This is a genomic window from Streptomyces sp. NPDC088116 (assembly GCF_044741745.1).
Lineage (GTDB): Bacteria > Actinomycetota > Actinomycetes > Streptomycetales > Streptomycetaceae > Streptomyces.
The window spans coordinates 1-19,223 of sequence record NZ_JBIUTF010000009.1 but is presented as its reverse complement, the minus strand read 5'-3'; the positions used below and the strand labels follow the sequence as shown (position 1 = coordinate 19,223).

Annotated in this window: 17 protein-coding genes and 2 pseudogenes; 9 read left to right on the top strand and 10 right to left on the bottom strand. The window is 69.1% G+C overall.

Annotated elements, in window-relative coordinates:
• The first annotated feature begins 58 nt into the window (after positions 1-58).
• Positions 59-610: a carboxymuconolactone decarboxylase family protein gene (locus ACIOJD_RS30950; RefSeq protein ID WP_401919436.1), complete on the top strand. Its 552-nt coding sequence runs from the start codon at positions 59-61 to the stop codon at positions 608-610.
• Positions 611-614: 4 nt separating this feature from the next.
• Positions 615-1,466 (top strand): RNA polymerase sigma-70 factor, encoded by an 852-nt coding sequence (locus tag ACIOJD_RS30945; protein WP_401919435.1) that lies wholly within the window; start codon positions 615-617, stop codon positions 1,464-1,466.
• A 70-nt stretch (positions 1,467-1,536) separates the two neighbouring features.
• On the opposite strand, the gene ACIOJD_RS30940 is transcribed toward ACIOJD_RS30945, so the two are convergent.
• Together ACIOJD_RS30940 and ACIOJD_RS30935 are read right to left on the bottom strand one after the other, a co-directional pair.
• Positions 1,537-2,820 (bottom strand): MFS transporter, encoded by a 1,284-nt coding sequence (locus ACIOJD_RS30940; protein ID WP_401919433.1) that lies wholly within the window; start codon positions 2,818-2,820, stop codon positions 1,537-1,539.
• A gap of 323 nt (positions 2,821-3,143) precedes the next feature.
• The gene (locus ACIOJD_RS30935) at positions 3,144-4,595 is read right to left on the bottom strand and encodes a carboxylesterase/lipase family protein (RefSeq protein ID WP_401919431.1); all 1,452 of its coding nucleotides are present in this window, start codon (positions 4,593-4,595) and stop codon (positions 3,144-3,146) included.
• Between the two features lie 165 nt (positions 4,596-4,760).
• On the opposite strand from ACIOJD_RS30935, the gene ACIOJD_RS30930 reads away from it, so the two are divergent.
• Entirely contained in the window at positions 4,761-5,684 is a 924-nt protein-coding gene (locus ACIOJD_RS30930; RefSeq protein WP_401919430.1) for an Lrp/AsnC ligand binding domain-containing protein, read from the top strand.
• A 318-nt stretch (positions 5,685-6,002) separates the two neighbouring features.
• On the opposite strand, the gene ACIOJD_RS30925 is transcribed toward ACIOJD_RS30930, so the two are convergent.
• The 4 genes from ACIOJD_RS30925 to ACIOJD_RS30910 all read right to left on the bottom strand — a co-directional run bounded on the left by ACIOJD_RS30925 (position 6,003) and on the right by ACIOJD_RS30910 (position 10,029).
• Positions 6,003-7,124, bottom strand: coding sequence for an NADH:flavin oxidoreductase (locus ACIOJD_RS30925; RefSeq protein ID WP_401919429.1), 1,122 nt, complete (start codon positions 7,122-7,124; stop codon positions 6,003-6,005).
• A gap of 564 nt (positions 7,125-7,688) precedes the next feature.
• A complete protein-coding gene (locus tag ACIOJD_RS30920) occupies positions 7,689-8,447 on the bottom strand; it encodes a hypothetical protein (RefSeq protein ID WP_401919428.1) in 759 nt (252 codons plus the stop codon).
• Positions 8,444-9,241, bottom strand: coding sequence for a hypothetical protein (locus tag ACIOJD_RS30915; RefSeq protein WP_401919427.1), 798 nt, complete (start codon positions 9,239-9,241; stop codon positions 8,444-8,446). The genes ACIOJD_RS30920 and ACIOJD_RS30915 overlap by 4 nt, the downstream gene beginning before the upstream one ends.
• Positions 9,242-9,471: 230 nt before the next feature.
• Entirely contained in the window at positions 9,472-10,029 is a 558-nt protein-coding gene (locus ACIOJD_RS30910; protein ID WP_401919426.1) for a TetR/AcrR family transcriptional regulator, read from the bottom strand.
• A gap of 89 nt (positions 10,030-10,118) precedes the next feature.
• On the opposite strand from ACIOJD_RS30910, the pseudogene ACIOJD_RS30905 reads away from it, so the two are divergent.
• Positions 10,119-11,266, top strand: a pseudogene (locus ACIOJD_RS30905) (FAD-dependent monooxygenase).
• A gap of 39 nt (positions 11,267-11,305) precedes the next feature.
• On the opposite strand, the gene ACIOJD_RS30900 reads toward ACIOJD_RS30905, so the two are convergent.
• Together ACIOJD_RS30900 and ACIOJD_RS30895 are read right to left on the bottom strand one after the other, a co-directional pair.
• Positions 11,306-11,692, bottom strand: coding sequence for a DUF4429 domain-containing protein (locus tag ACIOJD_RS30900; RefSeq protein ID WP_401919425.1), 387 nt, complete (start codon positions 11,690-11,692; stop codon positions 11,306-11,308).
• Between the two features lie 958 nt (positions 11,693-12,650).
• The gene (locus ACIOJD_RS30895; protein ID WP_401919424.1) at positions 12,651-13,352 is read right to left on the bottom strand and encodes a 2-phosphosulfolactate phosphatase; all 702 of its coding nucleotides are present in this window, start codon (positions 13,350-13,352) and stop codon (positions 12,651-12,653) included.
• A 1,207-nt stretch (positions 13,353-14,559) separates the two neighbouring features.
• Here ACIOJD_RS30895 and ACIOJD_RS30890 point away from each other — a divergent pair.
• Together ACIOJD_RS30890 and ACIOJD_RS30885 are read left to right on the top strand one after the other, a co-directional pair.
• Positions 14,560-14,682 carry a hypothetical protein gene (locus tag ACIOJD_RS30890; RefSeq protein ID WP_401919423.1) on the top strand — a complete coding sequence of 41 codons (123 nt, stop codon included), beginning with the start codon at positions 14,560-14,562 and terminating at the stop codon, positions 14,680-14,682.
• Positions 14,679-15,182, top strand: coding sequence for a transposase (locus ACIOJD_RS30885; RefSeq protein WP_401919422.1), 504 nt, complete (start codon positions 14,679-14,681; stop codon positions 15,180-15,182). Before ACIOJD_RS30890 ends, ACIOJD_RS30885 begins: the two co-directional genes overlap by 4 nt.
• 37 nt (positions 15,183-15,219) lie before the next feature.
• On the opposite strand, the gene ACIOJD_RS30880 is transcribed toward ACIOJD_RS30885, so the two are convergent.
• Entirely contained in the window at positions 15,220-15,861 is a 642-nt protein-coding gene (locus tag ACIOJD_RS30880; RefSeq protein ID WP_401919421.1) for a TetR/AcrR family transcriptional regulator, read from the bottom strand.
• Between the two features lie 251 nt (positions 15,862-16,112).
• Between ACIOJD_RS30880 and ACIOJD_RS30875 the strand changes: the two genes are divergently transcribed.
• Entirely contained in the window at positions 16,113-16,337 is a 225-nt protein-coding gene (locus tag ACIOJD_RS30875) for a hypothetical protein (protein ID WP_401919419.1), read from the top strand.
• Positions 16,338-16,459: 122 nt separating this feature from the next.
• Entirely contained in the window at positions 16,460-18,025 is a 1,566-nt protein-coding gene (locus ACIOJD_RS30870; RefSeq protein ID WP_401919417.1) for an alpha/beta hydrolase, read from the top strand.
• Positions 18,026-18,363: 338 nt separating this feature from the next.
• On the opposite strand, the gene ACIOJD_RS30865 is transcribed toward ACIOJD_RS30870, so the two are convergent.
• Entirely contained in the window at positions 18,364-18,852 is a 489-nt protein-coding gene (locus tag ACIOJD_RS30865) for an SDR family oxidoreductase (protein ID WP_401919416.1), read from the bottom strand.
• A gap of 142 nt (positions 18,853-18,994) precedes the next feature.
• On the opposite strand from ACIOJD_RS30865, the pseudogene ACIOJD_RS30860 reads away from it, so the two are divergent.
• Positions 18,995-19,135 (top strand): annotated as a pseudogene (locus ACIOJD_RS30860) (RacO protein); the annotation flags it as partial.
• Between the last annotated feature and the right edge of the window lie 88 nt (positions 19,136-19,223).

Here is a 19,223-nt window from a genome sequence, read left to right as displayed (position 1 = left end):
TCGGCGGCTGTCCTGTCCTACCTCCAGAAGCACCTGTCCGGAAACCTGGAGGCCCGAAATGACCGCCCGCGTCTCACTCACCCCGCCCCGCACCCTGCTGAACCGCATCGGCTCCTGGTACTCCCGCCGGATGTACGGCCAGGTGCTCGACCCCGGGCTCGCGATGGGCCACAACCGGAGGGTCCTGCTCTCGTACGTCAAGCTGGAGCGCTCCGTAGCCAAGTGGAACGCCCTCGAGCCCGGCCTCAAGCACCTCGCCGTCATGACGGCGGCGGCCCGGATCAAGTGCTCCTGGTGCATGGACTTCGGCCGCTGGGAAGCCGGCGAACTCGGTCTGCCGCTCGACAAGATCTCCAAGGTGCCGCGGTGGCGCGATCACCCGGACGCCTTCACCGAGCTGGAGTGCCTGGTCATGGCCTACGCGGAGGCGATGACCGAGACCGAGCCGGCCGTCACCGACGAACTCGCCGCCGCCCTTCGGGGGCCGTTGGGCGAGGCCGCCTTCGTGGAACTCACCCTCATGATCTCGCTGGAGAACTTCCGCTCGCGCACCAACAGCGCCTTCGGCCTGACCAGCCAGGGCTTCTCCGACACATGCGCGGTACGTTGAAGCCGTGATCGACGCCGCTGAGTTCGAACAGCATCGCCCCATGCTGTTCGGCATCGCCTACCGGATGCTCGGTAGCGTTGCCGACGCCGAGGACATGGTTCAGGACACCTGGCTCCGCTGCAGCCAGGTGTCCGGGCCCATCACCAACCCGGGGGGTTACCTCTCCCGCACGGTCACCAACCTGGCGCTCAACAAGCTGACTTCGGCGGCCGCCAGGCGCGAGCAGTACGTCGGGCCCTGGCTGCCCGAGCCACTGGTCACCCTGCCGGACGCCGCCGGGGAACTGGAACTGGCCGAGTCGGTCTCGCTCGCCATGCTGGTGGTGCTGGAGAGCCTCTCGCCGCTGGAGCGCGCGGTCTTCGTACTCAAGGAGATCTTCGGCTTCTCGTACCGGGAGATCGCCGAGACGCTCGAACGCACCGAGACCTCGGTACGTCAGGTCGGCTCCCGCGCCAAGTCGCACGTCCAGGCGCGCCGACCACGCTACGAGGCCTCGGCCGAGGTGAGGCGCCAGGTCACCGACGAGTTCCTCGCCGCCTGCCTCGGCGGCGACATGAACCGCATGCTGGAACTGCTCGCTCCCGACGTCACCGCGTGGAACGACGGCGGCGGAAAGGTCAGGGCGGCCCTGCGCCCGCTGCACGGCGCTGAGAACGTGGCCCGCTTCCTCACCGCCGTACTCGCCCAGCCGATCGAGGCTCCGCGTCTCGCCGCGGTCGACGTCAACGGCCGGCCCGGCCTGCTGCTCACATCGGCCGGACGGCCCGACACCGTCGCCTGCGTAGAGGTCGAGGACGGCCGGATCACCGAGATCCGGGTCATCCGCAACCCCGACAAGCTTCACCACCTGGCCTGATCCCTCGCCCCGGACGCCGTGGCAGCCTGTGCCTCCCCGACTCCCCAAACGTGTGCCTCTCGGAAACCGATCACTCCGCGATCTCCGGTACGACGGCCCGGGTGCCGCCCTTGTGGTCCGGCGTTCGGCCCTCCCGCGGCAGCCGGCGCTCCAGGCGCAGCATCAGCACCGCGCCCAGCGCGGCGAGGAGACCCACGACGACCCAGGGGAGCAGGCGATCCCGGCTGAAGAGCAGGCCGAACAGGGCGGGTGCGACGATGTCCGCGCAGGCGAAGGAGTACTGGAACGCCGCCAGATAGACGCCCCGAGACCCGGCTGGTGCCGCGTCCGCGGCGAGCGCGTTCGACGCGGGCCCGTAGGTCATCTCCGCGACCGAGTAGCACACCACCACCGCCACCAGGTACGGCACCAGCGCCTCGGACGGCAGCAGAACGGCCGCCGCGGACGCGGCGCACCACAACGTCCACAGTCCGCCGGCCCACGCCATGGCGCGCACACGGGTGAGGCGGCGACGGACGAAGCGGGTGAGGGCGGCCGTACAGGTGGCCAACAGCAGTGTGTTCAGGGCCAGTAGAGGGCCGGTCACCCAATCCGGCCCGGACAGGCCCTGGACGACGTACACGGGCAGCGACAGGGCGAGGAACGAGCTGCACAAGGCGAAGATCGCGCAGGTCCCGATCAGCGCGAGGTAGGGCCGGTCCCGCAGCAGCGCCCGGTGGCCGGAGTGCCCCTCGGCCGGTGGCGGGGCGTGCGGAGTGGACGGCACGGCGAGGACGACCACCAGCGCGGCAACCAGGAACGCCAGCGCGCTGCCGAGAATCAGCACGTCGTAGACGCGCGCGGAGTCGACGGCGAGCAGCGCGCCCGCGAGCAGCGCCCCACCGCCGCCGCCCGTTTCCCGGATCATCCCGGTCCGGGCGAACCAGTTGTCCTTGGCATCAGCCCCCTCGGCGTCCGCCCGGTCGGCGATGAGCGTGAAGACCGATGACCAGTAGACCCGTACACCGACCGAGGTCACGAGGACGGCGACCACCAGCGAACTCGCCCCGGAGACCGCCAGGTAGAGCAGGAAGCCGAGTCCTTGCAGGGCTTGGCCGCCCGCGACGACCAGCCGGGGCCCGAGCCGGTCGACCAGGCGTCCGACGACGATCGGTACCGGCAGGGTCACTACGGTGGTCACGCTGACGAGCACACCGATCGTCGCCAGGTTCAGGTCGGTGACCTCAAGGAAATACAGCAGCGACAGCGGGAGATACAGGCCCGTGCCCAGCGCGTCGACCGCCACCGCCGCCAGGAGCGGCCGGCCCCTCCTGCGGCTCGGCCCCGTGTCGCCGTCCGTCGCTGCCCGTGCCACGCGATGCACCGCCCTCGTCCGCCCCGACCACCCGATGACCAGCCCTCGTTCTTAACACGGGTGTTGGCTGCCCTCCACTTCTTTTGACGCGGGTCGCCGCTGTCCGGCACGGGCCTTCCCGGTGGTGGCGGTGCTGGTGAGGCCGGCCATCCGGTTGCGCATGCCGCCGTCGCCGAGGACGAGCGCCGCCCGCGCCCGAGGACATCGACTCCTGTTTCCCGACGGTCGCCGGACACACCGCCATCACGCCGCCGGCCTGTGGCGGGCCCACCGGCGGGGTATGGCGGTACGGCGGAAGAGGCGCTGCGTGGTCGTGCCCTGTCTCAGCCGAAGTGCCGGATGCGCGCGGCTGTGGCGGGCGTGTAGGGCAGCCAGTCGTTCACCGATCCGGTCGTGACGAACTCGGCGACCGCGGTCGCGAAGGTGTGGCCCAGGGCCCGCTCGGCGTCGGTGGGCCTGCCCAGCATGGGGCTGTCCGGGTAGGCGTCGAAGGTGTTGAAGAGGAAGGGCAGTTCGGCGCAGTGAGTGGCGCCGAGGGCATGCTCGTCCTCGGCCGGCTGGTAGTCGAACCGGTAGACGTAGGCGGCGTTGCCGCCGGCCGCGTGGTGGTCGGCGATCTCCAGCGAGCCGTTGTGGAACAGCTCATCGGCCTGCACTGCCGTGAAGACCTGCGCCGGTGTGGCCCGCGGAAGCCGGGCGGCCTTCCGTTGGTAGACCTCGTGGGCCTGTTCGCCGAGCTGGCCGGTCAGGAGGTCCAGCGCACCGGCGGAGGTGAGGTTCTGGATGCGCGGGTCGAAGGCGCAGAAGGCCGTCGCCTCGTCCCGAGTGGTACCGATCAGCAACGACTTGCCCTCCAGCGCGCCGTCCGCGAGCGCCCGCCGCAGGTCTCGGGGAACACCGGGGCCGCCGAGCACCGGATACATGGGAGGGGCGGCGTCGCCCGGACGCGCGGGTTGCCGCGCGAGCCGGCCGTAGGCGGACAGCAACTGCTCAACGGGCAGCGCACGCAGTACCTTCGCGGTATCCGCTCCGCCCGGTATGCCGAGGAGCCGCAGGTAGGTTTCGGCGTTGTCGGCCGCGTTCCGAGGGTCCTGGGGCGGCAGGCCGAAGGGGCCGCTCTGCAGCAGTACCCGGGTCACGAGTCCCGACGTCTGCGGATCGAGCGCCAGCGAGAGGGCCGAGTACGCTCCGGCCGACTGCCCGCCGACCGTCACCTCGCGCGGATCGCCGCCGAAGGAGGCGATGTTGTCCCGCACCCAGCGCAGCACGGCTGCCTGGTCCTGGGGACCGAGGTTGGCGGCGCCGATCTCCGGCAGGTACAGGTAGCCGAGCGGGCCCACCCGGTAGTTCGCGGTGACCACCACGATGTCGCCCAGTGCGGCCAGCCGGCCCCCGTCGTACCAGTCCCATCCGCCGGAGCCGCTGCTGAAGCCGCCCCCGTGCCACCACACCAGGACCGGACGGGCGGCATCGTCCCGGAACGCCCGCACCGGAGTGTGGACGTTGACGGTCAGGCACCCGTCCTCGCTCCAGTCCGGCACGCGGGACCCCATCACCCCTTCCAGCCGGGAGGCCGCCTGTGGAACAGCCGGTCCGGCCTGCACCGCCTCCCGCAGCCCGGTCCATCCCCGGTGCGGCTGGGGCGGCGCGAAACGCAGCTCACCGACCGGCGACGCGGCATACGGGATGCCCCTGAAGGAGATCACCTCGCCCTGTGTCATGCCCCTGACCCTGCCGCGGTCCGTCTCGGCGATCCGGTCTGCGATACCCGTCATCGTGCTCACCTCTCTCGTCTCGGTTGCTCTGAGGCTTTTCTATCCGGGAGTATCGATCTGAGCCAGAAAGAAGGGCTGGAGACGCGAATGAAAGACACGCAATCCAGGAATGTGGCGAAAGTAAGCCATCAGTTGAATGACACAGACAGTCGGATCGCCGCTGCGATGCTGGCTTCCCCGCGGGCCTCCTGGCGCACGGTCGGACGCGTCCTGGGCATCTCGGAGCGCACAGTGGTGCGTCGCGCGGCGCCGCTGTTCCACGACAGGACGCTGCGCGCCACAGCCGTACGCAACCCCGTGTGGTTCCCTGATCTGATTCCGCTGGCCCTGCGCATCCGGTGCCGGCCCCGCCAGATCAGCGCCATCGCCGCCACCCTGGCCCGCCGCGCCGACACCGTCTGGGTCGACGTCCTCGGCGGCGGCGACGAAATCTGCGCCATCCTCTTCCTGGACGGGCCGGACGCACGCAACACGCTGCTGCTGCGCGACCTTCCCGCCACCCCCGCGGTGCAGTCGTGGACCTCGCATGTCCTCCTGCGGGTCTTCCCCGCGGCCTTCGACTGGAGCGGCGGCCTGCTGACGGAAGCCGAGCTGACCAGCCTGCGGCCGGACGCATCCGCCCCGGCCGCCCGCTCAGCGCTCCTGCCTGTCGATCACGCGCTGATCACGGCTCTGGCCGAGGACGGCAGAGCCTCCTACGCCGACCTCGCCCATCGCGCCGACACCACCCCTGTCACCGCCCGGCGCCGACTGGACGCGCTGGTCGGCGACCAGGTCCTCAGGCTCGCGACCGAAGTCGACCTCGCCCGGCTGGGCATCCGTACCGAGGCGCTGCTGTGGATCACCGTCGCACCCGGCGGCCTGGAGGAGACGGGCCGGCAACTCAGCCGCCACCCGCAAGTCCGCTTCGCCTCCGCCACCACCGGCCCGGCCAACATCCTCGTGGCCGTCGCCGCCGCCGATCTCAACGCGCTCTACGACTTCCTGAGCAACACCATCGGCGGCCTCACCCATATCTCCACCATCGAGGTCACCCCCATCCTGAGCGGGGTCAAAAGAACCGGTCTGGTCCGCCCGGGCAGCCTCTGAGCCGACCGCACACGGCCGACCCGGAAACGCACAGTCCGGTCCCTCTGACGTTCGCGAAGGTGAACCGCGGAAATTGCGCCACGCCCTGGCGTACGAGCGGCACGCACGCGCCTGTCCAGGTCCGGCCCGAGAGCCGCGTCCGCGCGTTCCCGGAGACCCGTGGGAACTGACCCCGACGGGGCCGAACTCCCCGATTCTGTACGGTCGGTCGTCGCGTCCCCGCGAACGCACCGACCGTACAGACAGAGCGAGGACCGACCGTACAAAGCCGGTGCGGCACCAGGCGTTCTGGCCCGGCGAAGACCGGCCGGACATGGCCTAGTGCAGCGCCTTGATCAGGTCGGCCTCGAAGGGCACCAGTTCATCGGTGCGTCCGTCCAGGACCTTCGCCGCCCAGTTCGGGTCGCCGAGCAGCGCCCGGCCGACCGCCACGAGGTCGAACTCGTCGCGCTCCAGCCGGTCCAGCAGCCGGTCGATGGCTGTGACCTCGCCACCGGTGCCCTGGAACACCGCGGTGAACTCGTTGTCGAGGCCGACCGACCCGACCGTGATGGTGGGCTTGCCGGAGATCTTCTTGACCCAGCCGGCCAGGTTGAGGTCCGAGTCCTCGAACTCCGGCTGCCAGTACCGGCGCGTCGAGCAGTGGAAGGAGTCCACACCCGCCTCGCTCAGCGGGGTGAGCAGGGCGTCGAGTTCCTGCGGGGACTCGACGAGCTTGGCGTCGTAACTGCCCATTTTCCACTGGGACATCCGGAAGATGATCGGGAAGTCGGGCGACACCGCCTGTCGGCAGGCGGCCGTGATCTCGGCCGCGAGACGGCTCCTGGCGCGGAGATCGCCGCCGTAGGCGTCGGTGCGCCGGTTCGTGCCCTTCCACAGGAACTGGTCGATGAGGTAACCGTGTGCGCCGTGGAGCTCGATGCCGTCGAACCCGAGCCGCTCCGCCGAGGCCGCACCGGCCGCGAAGGCCGCGACGACATCGTCCAGGTCGGTCTGGGTCATCGCGTGGCCGGTTTCCTCGCCCTCCATATCCAGGCCGGACGGTCCCACGCGCGGGGCGTCCGGGACGGGCGGCGCCCCGGCGGCCCTGGCCATACCGACGTGCCAGAGCTGTGGGACGATCCGGCCGCCCTCCTGGTGCACCCGCTCGACAACATGCGCCCAGCCGCCGAGGGCGTCGTCACCGTGGAACCGCGGCACCTGGTCACTGCTACCGGCCGACGGGTGGTCGACGTACGTCCCCTCGGTTATGAGCAGTCCCACACCGCCCGTGGCGCGGCGGGCGTAGTACTCCGCCACGTCGGGCCCCGGCACACCACCGGGTGAGAACTGCCGGGTCATCGGTGCCATCACGATCCGGTTCCGCAGGGCGAGACTGCCCAGGGAGAACGGACGGTTGAGCACCTGCGCGGCCCGGACGCCGGAATTGCTGGAGGACAAGATAAGCACCTTCGGTCGACGGAGAGCGGAACGGAATGGAACGTGTGGCATTGAACGCAGCGCGAAGCCATCGCGCTGGAACGATCAACACCGCCATGGAGCAACTCATTCCCGGCGAGGCCCGCGCCGCCGGCCTCGCCGGCGAACCGCGACAGCGGTGTCGGGGAGGGAAGTGGAGACCGGTCCGGCGCTGACGAGGTCGCGGCTGGGAGCATCGCGAGGCGTGCTCCGACCAGGACTGCGAAACGGTTCCGGCCCAGGCTGCACGAGCGGTGACCGAGTACCGCGGCACAGCACCGAGCGGACCCTCCTGTCATGCACGGCCGTTGATCAGTTTCCGGCGGGTTGGTACGTGGCGATGACGACTCCGCCGGCGGTTGCCGTGGAGTCGATCAGGCGGAGGGCCGAGGAGGCTGGGCCGGTGTGGGGGAAGAGCCGGCGGCCGGAAGGCATCGGGCCAAGGAGGGCCCCGCCCTCCAGGGGGAGCTGGGGCTGTTCGATCGTGCTCTTGATCGGCTGGATCCCGCCCCTGCCGGTGCCCACCGTGGAGTGGGGGCTTTCTGGCTATGTCAGCAGCGAGAGGAGTCTGTCGCGGACGCCGTTCCTGCTCTCCGAGCGGCTGGGCACCAGTTGTTCTTTGTTGTCCGGATTCCGGGTGAGGAAGTGCAGTCTCCCGTCGTGGCGTGCGAGGACGAGGTCGGTGCTGGCGCCGGCGGTTTCTGCTGAACCTTGTGCGGTGTAGTGGGTGACGGTGACCAGTGCCGAACGCTCCGAGGCGGTGAGCATGGTGTCGGTGTCCATCGCCGGGTCGGGGTCGGCCGCTGTGCCGCGGGGCAGCCAGTCGGTGAGCATTCTGACGGCGTCGTCGAGTTTGTACAGGCCGAGCTGGTGGATGCCGAGTGCGTCGATGCGGACCATCAGGCAGATCCGTTCGGGCTGGGGGAGGAGCAGGATCCGCCAGGGCTCGCCGGGTTCCGTCCCGGTGGTGCGGGCATCGAGGACGCGGCGGGCCCGTTGCTGGAACGCCACCGCGATGCCCAGGTCTCCTCGTACCTGGACCTGCTCGGCTGTGGAGCCCGCTACGAGCAGTTGGCGGGCTGCCAGTGAGCGGACGGCCTCGGCGAGGACGTCGTCCGGCGGCCGGGCTTCGAGGAAGTCCACGATCGCGTCCACGGCGGTGAGTTCGGCGATGGTGTACGCGCCGAGCAGTACCGGTCCGGTGTTCACGAGGTTCACCACGGCGGAGACCAGTCCCCCGGGCACGACCGCGTCGCCGGGGCCCGGCGACGCGGTCGAGGGACCGTTGCGCTGATCGTTGCTCATGGCGTTCCTTCCGTGCGCCGCGTTTCCGTCACGGGCGGCCGGCTGCGCTCGCGGAGGACCGCGGCGGCGCTGCGTGACGGTGTCTCGGTGACCCATACCTCGGAGTTGCCGAACAGGCCCCGTCCGGCTCTGCCGGAAAGCGCCTGGCCCAGTTCACCTGCGAGGTCCGCCCGGTTCGGGGGCGGGAAGCGGGCCGCCAGGTCCTGGGACACCGCGGTGACGTCGTCGTCCTCGTCGATCCGGCGCAGTGCCAGGGTCAGCGCCCGTGCGACCGGAGGTGTGAGGGAGGTGGGCAGGGCCAGGTTCGGTGACAGGTACATCGGGCGCCGTTCGGTCATCCGTGACAGGCCCCAGGGGCCGACATTGCTGCGGGTGACCCGGTACACCACATAGTCCATGAGGTGTCGCAGATCGCTCAGGCTGGGCAGCTTGTTCTTGCCGAAGGCGGCGGGGGTCTTCTCCAGTTGTACCCAGGTGCCCTGTTTCGTGCGCCCGTGCAGTTTCTCCCTCACCACCGTTCCGCGCATCCCGATGTCCGGGTAGAGCGTTTTGTCGATGTCGTGGTGGTGGCTGGACAGGCGCGGATGGCTGCCCTTGGCGGACCGCCAGTCCTCGTACAGCTGCGGATCGTCCACCAGCACATGGCCGCCGCACAGCAGGTCGTGCAACTGCGGTACCTGAAGTCCGTTCCGCTCGAGATCGGCGATGATGACCGCTTCCTCGGGGCTGAGACGTTCGGCTGCCGCGATGAGCCCCTTGCGGTACGCCCCGGCGCGGGCGGTGATTCCGATCATGAGCCGGATCCTGCTGCGCGCCTCGTCGGTCCGCCCGTCACGCACGGCTCCGCGGGCCTCCTCGCCGGGCGGCCCGGGGTGCGCCATGGACGCAAATGGGTGCTTATGGTCCATCTGGCCAGTACAGCACGGTGGGCTGCCGAACGCTCGTCACGGTGAGGGTCAGGACTGCGGCTGCCGTCCTGGGGTCAGGCCCTGGGCCGGGGCCGTCCGGTGCCGGCGGGCGGGGACTATCGCAGTGCCGCCGCCACCAGTCCGCGGATCTCGTGGTCCGACACGGTTCCGCCCCCCACCAGGCGGTCGAAGACAAGTCCGTCCACACAGGTGAGGAGCGTGACGGTACGGTCCTCGGCGTCTGTGACGCCGTGCGCGGTGAAGAAGTCGTCTACGGCTTGTCGCGCTGCGTTCCGGCGTGGCACGAGGATCTCCCGCAGTTCGGGGTGGTGCACGCTCTCGATGGCGCACGCGTAACGCGCGAGGGAGCGTCGGCGCCCGTCCCCCGTGAGCCGTTGTTCGACGAAGGCGGCGATCCCGGCCGTCAGTTCGTCGGCGTCTCGCGGTGCCGCCGTCTGTTCCCCGATCGCCTGGAGTTCCGCCTGGTCGAGTGCGACCAGGCGGCGCACCAGTGCGGTGAGCAGGGCCTGGCGGGTGCGGTAGTAGGCGGAGGTGGTGCCGGGCGGCAGGTTCGCCGCCCGGTCCACCGCGCGATGGGTCAGTCCTCGGATTCCGGCTTCGGCCAGCACATCGATGGCCGCTTCGGCGAGGACGGTACGTCGGTCTGTGGGCATCCCCCTTTTCTACACCTGTAGAGGACTGGGGGTACTCTTCTTCTACAGCTGTAGAAGAAGTGCTGCGGGGCGGACGAAGGAGGGCCGGTATGGGCGGCAGCGCGGTGGTGGTGGGCGGAGGCATCGGCGGGCTGGCCGCCGCGATCGGTCTGCGCCTGATCGGCTGGGAGGTGACGGTTGTCGAACGCGCCCCCGTCCTGGCCGATGTGGGTGCGGGCATCTCCCTGCACGCCAACGGCATCCGTGCCCTGGACGTCCTGGGTGTCGGCGAGGCGGTGCCGCGGCTGCGCGGCCCCAGTACACCGGGGGCACCCGCGTTCCTGGCGGCGGCTGGCTGGCCCGGATGGACGGGACCGTTCTTGAACGTGAACTGGGCACGCCGATCGTCGGTATCCCCCGGGCATTGCTGCACCGTCTGCTGCGCGCGGCGCTGCCGTCGGAGAGTCTGCTGGTCGGGGCAGAGGTGATGTCCGTCGACCGCTCCGGTCCGGGCCGGGTGCGGATACCCCTCGGGGACACCGTCCTGGAGGCGGATCTGGTCGTGGCCGCCGACGGCGTGGGCAGCCGACTGCGGGGGCAGCTGTTTCCTCGGCACCCCGGCCCGGTCTACAGCGGGGCGACCGTGCTGCGCGCCATCACCGAGCGCCCGGTCGAGTTGGACACCGACTTCGAACTGACCTGGGGGAAGGGCTCAGAGTTCGGCCACATCGCGTTCGCCGACGGCCGGGCCGAGTGGCACGCGGTGCTCAACTCGCCGCCCGGGGTGAGGCATACGGACGCGCTCGCCGTGATGCGCCGACGGTTCGGCACCTGGCGCGATCCGATCCCCGCGCTGCTCGGTGCGACCCGGTCCGGCGCTGTCCCGCACCACGACATCCACGAACTGGTGACGCCCCTGCCCGCCTTCGCCGCGGGCCGGATCGTACTGCTCGGTGACGCGGCCCACGCCATGACCCCGAACCTCGGCCAGGGCGCCTGCCAGGCACTGGAGGACGCGGCCGTGCTGGCCGCCGCACTGGCCACCCGGCCCACGGTCGAATCGGCGCTGGCCCGTTACGACGCCGAGCGCCGCCCGCGCAGCCAGTGCGTCGCCCGCCAGGCCGGCCGGATGGGCCAACAGCTGACGCATCCCCTGGCCGTCGCCGCGCGGAACGCCGGTCTCCGGCTGGCATCCTCCCGCGTGACGGTGCACACCGTCCTGCGGCACGCCGACTGGACGCCGCCGAGTCTGGGCTGACGTCACCAGGCCCGCTCCAACGCCGGTCAAGGGGTGCGTTCAGGGCCACCGGGGGCGGTTCGAACTCACCGATGTACAGCTCGTCGAATTCCGCCCGGCTCTGAATCCCCCGTAACAGCCGCGGTGGAGACGGCACAGGGACCAGCAGCCCGGAGCCGTTGCCGGGAGAAGCAGCAGCATGAATGGCCTGCACCAGCACTCGGTGTACGTACTCGGCTTTCCCGGAGCCGACTGCGTTGGAAAACGGATCAGATAGGGGTCTTCCGACTCCGGCAGTTGATCCCCGAGCACCTCGGCCACAGCGTCCACACCGGAACGCGGAATGATCCGCAGCGTGCCCCACTTCGCATTGCTCCCCGGAAAACCGAGCACGGCGTCGGCAATCGCCTGAATGGGGATCGGGCGGTCGCTGAGAGCGCGCCGCAAGGACCAGCGGGCATGGCCCTGTTACCTGATAGCGCAAAGCTGCCCGTCGAAGAAGAGGCGAGCGAAATCGCCTTCCAACTGCACCGGCCGCCCAGGAGCACGGACATCTTCAGGCCCGCCCGGTGGAGACAGCGAATCCATCTGGCGCCCCCCGCCTCTGCCTCACCCACTGATCCACCGGCTGCGAGCAAGCACAAGATGCCCTGGATCAGGGAGAGTCGGGGTTGAGGTGTAAGCATGCTCCTCCGTGCAGAAGGCGTACAGCGGCCCGCGCCTCCTGGTCCACAAGGCCCACGGGCAGCGCCCAGCACAGCCTGGTGGGGCCAGACATGAGGAACCGGGGGGAACAGGTCGGGGGAGGGGCGCTGTTGATCGCGGGGATCGGCGCGTACGGGCCGGGAGGCCGCGCAGACCGCAGCCCCGGACCCGGTGACCCGGACCGGCGAGACCGGGCGGGCGACGTCCCCTGACTGAACCCAACGCCCCCCTGTCCGGTGAGCGGATCGACACGAGGGCGGCTCCGGCATCAGGTTCCTGCTCCGGTGCGGCGGTTGCGAAGCGGGCGTCGAGGGCACCGTTTCTACGGCGCCCGCCGATACGTTCATCCCCGCACCTGGTCCGAGCGGAGCCTCCAGGCACTGCGAGACTCCGGCGGAATCCCCGATACCCCCGCGAGGACCGGATCGCCCGGCTCGAGGCAGAGAACACCATGCTCGAGGAACGGCTGGCCCAGGCCGTGCAAGAGGCCGGTCAGCTGGCGGACTTGGGCACTCAGATCCTGGCCCGGCTCGCCGCACAGCACGAGGAGAACAGTCGGCTCCGCGAAGCCGCCGCCGCAAACGACTCTGGTCGGCCGCCTGCCGCCGCCCCGAACCACCGCCATCGGGATACGCAGTTGAAACCGCAAGCCCCAGCCAGGATGCTCGCTCCGCACGCTGAAAGCAGAGCTCATAATCGATCAGACCGGGGCCTCGTCAGTCGGCGAATGCATGGCGCACGGACGCAGGACCATGAGCGGGCCTTCCAAGGTCGCCACCATGGCAAAGGGGAAGCGGTCGACCTCAAGACAGAGCGCAACGTCATCGGGATGGACTCCTTGGCGCACCCCCTGCGCCAGATCGGCGGCGGCGCGTGACTCGGCAGCGCGGCGGAGGTACTCAGCAGCATCCGTCCCGGCCTCGGTGACCCTCCGAGCGATGTATTGAGCACACGCCAGGTCTTCATCGGCCTGCCCATCCTCGCCGGTGATCACGAACGTGACACGGTCACCCTCGCACGTTCGCAAGAGCCGAGCTGTTGCCTCCGCCACCACGAAGCTGGCGCACAGCACCAGCGATGCTTCCTTGACCGCAAGGGCACCGACCGTCCCTGCCGTGGTTTTCTGCACAACGGTCCGTCCGCCAAGGTCAACAGACCGCACCAGACCAGGGGAGTTGACGGTGTCGAAGCCGGGCGCGGGCGCGCCGTCTTTGAGCGCCACCCAATCCGGGTGACCGGCCTTGAGAGCCAGGGCTTCGTCCAGCGACTCAGCAAGAACGATCTTTTCCGCCCCCTGGGCAAAGGCCCAGGCAGCCACGGTGAAAGCACGCATGACGTCGACCACGACCGCCACGGACGGGGCCTCGGACAGTTCAGCGGTACCAAGGAAACGAGTGTCCATTCCGGTCATGATCGCGCATACCCGAGAGAGCCGGCGACTGGCTGGCATCACACCGGTCGACTTCGGCGTACCCCGGCATCCCGCCGCCGCTTCTGTCCGAGTCGCGCGACGGCTCACTCAACCCGCGCATCAGCGGTCTCGGCGGTGTCACCAGCGGCGGACTGAACTGGGACCTGGCCATGAAGAGCTGACCTCCCAGCGCTCAGGCCGCCGACAACCAGTCGGCGGCCAGAGCGACTCGCGACAGCCCACGCCACGGGCACAGCGACCGACCGTCGTATGGTCCGCCGGATTGAGCCTGGTGACCTGGGCGGGACGCACGGTGCGGCGTTCGATGTTCGTGGCTGCCGGGCCCTGTCCGGCAGGTCTTCGCCGGGCCCGGAACGCCGCAGCGACATCAGCCGCCACCGCGGCGGGCGCCACATCACCGCGCTGCCGGGGCGCCTACAGGAAACCACCCTGCGGGCGCCCCGGCCGACCTGGAGGACCTGCGTGAGCGCGCCCGACAGAAGGCGTCGTCGGCCGAAGGTGTCGTCGGTCGATGTCAGCCACGCGCGGGCCTTCAAACGCGTCGCCGACTAACGAGCCGGCCGCGTCTAGCTCTGGTCGGAGTTTGTACCGTTCGGCGGGCCCCTACCTCGTCAAAGCAGGACGGATTGTTCTGAAGATCCAGGTCGAGCTACGTCCCGTGAGCTGGCGCGACACCAGGTCTGTCTGGCGCGACACCAGGTCTATTGGGAACGGCACGAGGAGCGCCCCGGTCGGCTGCGCTACACATCATCCCTGCCCGACGCCCCTGTCGAGCAAGCCCAGAGCTGATAACAGGGAGACGGAGAGGGTCATCCACACGACGAATGCCCCGCCACCGCAGAGCACTGCGCGTGGCGCGCTTCCGTCCGCTGCCCAAGACAGCACACCAGCGATGACTGCGACTAGCAGAGACAGAACAGTTGCCAGGGCGACGAGCAAGAGGCGCGTCAACGATCCGGAACTCAACGGCCGACATCCTTCTGTGAGGGTGGCCGTTCCGAGACATGCCGCCTCAGCCCGACCACCGAAGCACGATGGTTGGCTGAGACGGTGTAACCACTGGGAAGCGGCGGGCCGTTATAGGTCCGCGCAGCCGCGAGGTCACGCCCTCAATCAGTTCTCGAATGATAAGCGACTCCAGGAGAGCACTCCAGAGTGTGGTCATAGAGCAAGAGCCATGACATCGCTCCGGGTGACCCTGGCAGGAATACGCGACGGCATCTTCGAGCAGCTCAACGCCCTGCTGCACCGCCTGGCCCGCGAGGACGAGGGCCGCGCCCGGAGCCGACCGGCTTCGTGATCGATGCCCGGAGCGTCAAGACCTCCACCAACGTCCCCGCCCGCGAACAGTGTTGTGACGTGGGAAAAAAGATCGTCGGCCGTAAGCGAAGCATCATCATCGACACCACCGGCCTGAAGCTGACCGTGCTCGTCACCGCCGCCGGCAGCCAGTATTCCGTCGCCGGCGAACGCCTCCTCAACCGTGTTACGGCCGACCACTCCGGCATCCGCAAGGGCTGGGCCGACCGTGGCTGCCGCGAATACCTCGTCGACAACGCCGCCCGCCTCGGTATCGCCCCCGAAGTCGTCCGCCACACCCCGGGCACCAAGGGCTTCACCGCCCTTCCCCACAGGCGGGTGATCGAACACACCCTGGGCCGACTCATGCACCACCACCGCCTGGCCCGCGACTACGAAGCCCTCCCCGCCCGCTCCACCGCCATGATCTACATCGCGATGATCGCCTTCATAGCCCGCCGCATCGCCCGTGAATCAACACAAACATGGCGAGGGGAATGAAACGCATCAAGTACTCATAACGGTGCGAAACAACGGGTCAAAACGCCCTCCCGGTTCCAGCCGCTCCCTCGATGGCTTCACCGGAAGGCGGTAGATCATCGAGCAGACGTTGCACGGTCGCCGTCACGACGGCACGGACGTCCGCCTCGTTCAACGGAGCGGAGAATAGCGCCGAACTGAACGAGAAGCCCTCGACCAGGGCGAACAGCAGGAGCGCCTCGCGGTGCAGCGCCTCCTCGTCGATCGCGCGGTCGGCCAGCGCATCGCGCAGCAACGAGCAGATCACCTCCGCGCCCGCGAGGGACGTGGCAGCGATGTCGGACGCGAGCTCCGCGTCCGTGCGCGCCATGACACGGTATTCGACGAGAGCGATGTTCTCCTTGCGCTCCTGCTCGCTGGTCGGAGCGGTGAATGCGATCACATCCACAATCCGTGCGACCGGATCGTCGGACATCTTCGTGTCGCGGCTCGCGGCGCGCTGCAGGACGACAGCCAACGTGAAGCGCATGACCTCTCGGACGGTGTCGCCGAAGTAGTGGCGGATGCTCCCGATGGCCAGGCCGGTGCGTGCGGAGATCCGGGCGAGGGTCACCGAGCGGATCCCATGCGCGGCGATCTCCTCGATCACGGCGTCGGCGACCCGCTCTCGGCGGATATCCGGATTGGCTCTTTTGGGCATGACCCCATCCTAGTCAATCTTTGGCATGCCTGTGCTAGTTTAATTTAGCACAGGCATGCTAGAAGGTGTCGTGGCGGTGCTCTGTTCCGTCACGACCCCGGACAGGGGAGACATGAGCGACCGGCACGATCTCTGGACAGGGGCGGCGCGGAAAGATCCTTACGGCTTCGACGGGCTCGACGGCGATGCGGAAAGGTTGATCGACGCCCGGCCCCGGATCCGGGCGAGCCCTCGCCGCCTGCGCTGTCACCGTGCTGATGATTAATCTGCTGATCCTCGCCCCGCAGCTGCTTGAGCTGGTCACCCACCGGCCACCCTGGACTGATCGCACCCCCTCGTTCGTCTCGCCCATCGACCTGCCGGCATGGGCGAACACGGTTCTCACCATCACGGCCGGCCTCGCGGGGATCGAACGAGCAATCACCTTCCGCCATCACCGGCTCCTAGACGCCGAGACCGGCGGGATCGAGAGCTGACACCCCCGCACTGACCGGTCACGTGCCGCCCTGTCGGCCACCTCAGCGCCCCGACCGAGAACAGACCGTCAAACCACCGCCGCACCCTCGCGCACGACCGCGGCTCGATACGGGAGAAACGCATGCGCTCAGACCCTCGATCCCGATACCGCGAGACCGTGCTCGGCGCGGCCGCCACGGCTTTTCTCCTCCTGCTCGCCGGATGCACGCCCGCTTCTCCTCCACCGGACTCCGGCGCGGACGCGGACCTCGGCGTCTATCTCGGGCAAGAGCTCGACTGGGTCGGATGCGAGGACACCGCGACGAGCAAGGCGGACGCCAAGCTGTTCGCGAACCCGGCGCTCCAGTGCGCCTCGGTCGAGGTACCGCTCGACTACGACAAGCCGGAGGGGAAGAAGGCGCACATCGCGCTCACCCGCCTCCCCGCCGCGGGTGAGGCCGAGGGCTCGCTGCTGCTGAACCCGGGCGGACCCGGAGGATCCGGCACCAGCCTCGTCGCGTCCACCCTGCCATTGTGGCAGGCGAGTCCCGTCGCCAAGCGCTTCGACATCGTCGGCTTCGATCCTCGCGGGACCGGGTCGTCGACCCCGCCTCTCGACTGCTACACCGACGAGCAGTACGACGCAGGCGACGCACCGCGGTTCGGCGTGGTGTACGACATCACGAGCACCGAGGAGGCGACCGAACTCGCAGAGCGCTGCGCGGACGGCTCTGGCGGCATCGCGAACCTCGTGAACGCCGGGTCCACCAACGTCGTGCGCGACATGGACATCATGCGAGAGGTGCTCGGTGACGACCAGCTGACCTATCTCGGCTACAGCTACGGCACCGAACTAGGCGCCATGTACGCCGCGACCTACCCCGAAAAGGTCCGGGCGATCGTGCTCGACGGGGCCGTCTCGCCCGACCTGACGGCGAGCGAGTTCCGCCTCTCCTCATTCACCGGACTGCAGGCACGGTTCGACGACCTCGCCGCACGCTGCGCAGAATCGCCCGACTGCGTTCTCGGCCCCGACCCCGCGGCTGCGAACGACCGCCTGCACGAGATCGTCCAACCGCTCATCGAGACACCAGCACCGACCACCGGCGGCCGGGAGTTGAGCGTCTGGGACGTCTACCTCGGCATCAGCGGCGGACTGTACTCCGAAAAGAAATGGCCCGACGTCATCTCCGCCCTGACCGCGCTCGAAGCGGGCACCGCCGACGAGATGCTCGCCCTGCGCGACGCCTTCTTCGCCCGCACGGCGGACGGCGCCTACGGCACGGATCCCGACACGAACATCGCTGTGCGCTGCATGGACTCACCCCGTCCGACGCCGGAGGAACAGACCGCGCTCGCACGCAAGATCGGGGAGGCCGCCCCGATGTTCGACATCGACGTGTTCACGGCGGGCAACTACCACAGCGAATGCGAGGCGTGGCCCGCGCCGCCGACACGCGAGGAGCCCTGGCTCGCCGATGTCGAAGGCATCCCCGAGACGCTCGTCGTGTCCGTCACCGGCGATCCCGTGACGCCGCACGAGGGCGGCATCGCGATGGCGCGAGCCCTCGACGGCAGCCTGCTCACAGTCGACGGCAAGCAGCACGGCGCCTACCTCCTCGGCGGCAGCAAGTGCGTCGACGACGTGGTCAAGAAATATCTCCTCGACCTCGAATCCCCACCCACCGACGCCCGTTGCAGCCTGTGACACGCTCGACTCCGGGCCTGACTCGACGGGCCTCACGCTGGTTCGCAACCATGCTGGGGAAGTCACCCGCTGCGAAATAGTGTGCGTGCGCCCGACGCCTGGCCATACCAAGCGTTCAGCGCGCCGAGCGCGAAGGGGACAGGGGAAGTGAAGCGAGCGGACCGAATGGCAGAATCTCACAGAGGGGCCTTCTGCACAGCGATCAGGTCAAGCCCGTCCGGTGCGGTGAGGTGCGAACCAGGCAGTGACGACGAGCCATCTCAATGGCGACGGCATTCTCACGGCCGATCCTCACCGCATTATCGAAAACCCGCTCCGTGGACTCACGGACCGTCCTCTCAGCAGTGGACGGAGCCACGGTTGCCGGCCGCGACGCTCACGGCGTCACCCGTCACGGCGGCATCGCGTCGCGAGCTGAGGAAGACGATGACGTCGGCGACCTCCTCGGCCGTGACGATGCGGCCCAGACTTGTCGCGGCACCGAGTTCGGCGCGCACCTGCTCTTCGCTCAGCCCGGTGGCCGCGGCGCGGTCCGTGACAAGACCCGGGGTCCGCTCGGTCTCGACGAGTCCGGGATGCGCGACGGTGACGCCGATCCCGTGGGGGCCGAGCTCGTCGGCCAGGTTGGCGGTCAGCGCGGACACGGCGACGTTGCGGATGGTGCCGGAGATGGATCCGGCGCGGCGGGCGTTGAGCCTGGAGACGTTGACGATCCGGCCGTAGCCCTGTCCCGCCATGGACGGAGCCACGGCCCGTGCGGTGAGGGCCTGGAGGCGCCGGAAGGAAACGTTCGGCGAACGGGCACAGTGACCGCATCGCGAACGCATTGTGAGCCCAACTCCGTTCAGGATTTTGTGATCATTCGTTGTGATCAGTGGATTTCTGGTCTGACTCTCGGTGATGAGCGGGTCGTGTCCACGTCATGGACTTCAGTTCCGTGCCCCGGCCCGCATGGATGGTGACAGCACCATGCCGGAGGAGATCGAGAACGTCGGAGAAGTGACCCTGTCCCGCTACGAGCCGCGGGATGTGGTGGAACAGCAGACGCGCGGACAGTTCACGATCGGGGACCGCGCCCTGGAGATCGAGCCGATGCGGGAAACGGGTGGCGGAGTCGCTTAGCTTGCTGTCGTGGATTGATGCTCGCGTTTTGTGGAGCGGGGGCGGGTATTCCGTTTTTGTGGTGGTGGGCGGCCAT

Coding starts and splice junctions, on each gene's coding strand:
- ACIOJD_RS30950 (WP_401919436.1), top strand. CDS start 59: ATGACCGCCCGCGTCTCACTCACCCCGCCCCGCACCCTGCTGAACCGC.
- ACIOJD_RS30935 (WP_401919431.1), bottom strand. CDS start 4,595: ATGACGGGTATCGCAGACCGGATCGCCGAGACGGACCGCGGCAGGGTC.
- ACIOJD_RS30930 (WP_401919430.1), top strand. CDS start 4,761: ATGCTGGCTTCCCCGCGGGCCTCCTGGCGCACGGTCGGACGCGTCCTG.
- ACIOJD_RS30920 (WP_401919428.1), bottom strand. CDS start 8,447: ATGAGCAACGATCAGCGCAACGGTCCCTCGACCGCGTCGCCGGGCCCC.
- ACIOJD_RS30915 (WP_401919427.1), bottom strand. CDS start 9,241: ATGATCGGAATCACCGCCCGCGCCGGGGCGTACCGCAAGGGGCTCATC.
- ACIOJD_RS30910 (WP_401919426.1), bottom strand. CDS start 10,029: ATGCCCACAGACCGACGTACCGTCCTCGCCGAAGCGGCCATCGATGTG.
- ACIOJD_RS30895 (WP_401919424.1), bottom strand. CDS start 13,352: ATGGACACTCGTTTCCTTGGTACCGCTGAACTGTCCGAGGCCCCGTCC.
- ACIOJD_RS30890 (WP_401919423.1), top strand. CDS start 14,560: ATGACATCGCTCCGGGTGACCCTGGCAGGAATACGCGACGGCATCTTC.
- ACIOJD_RS30880 (WP_401919421.1), bottom strand. CDS start 15,861: ATGCCCAAAAGAGCCAATCCGGATATCCGCCGAGAGCGGGTCGCCGAC.
- ACIOJD_RS30870 (WP_401919417.1), top strand. CDS start 16,460: ATGCGCTCAGACCCTCGATCCCGATACCGCGAGACCGTGCTCGGCGCG.
- ACIOJD_RS30865 (WP_401919416.1), bottom strand. CDS start 18,852: ATGCGTTCGCGATGCGGTCACTGTGCCCGTTCGCCGAACGTTTCCTTC.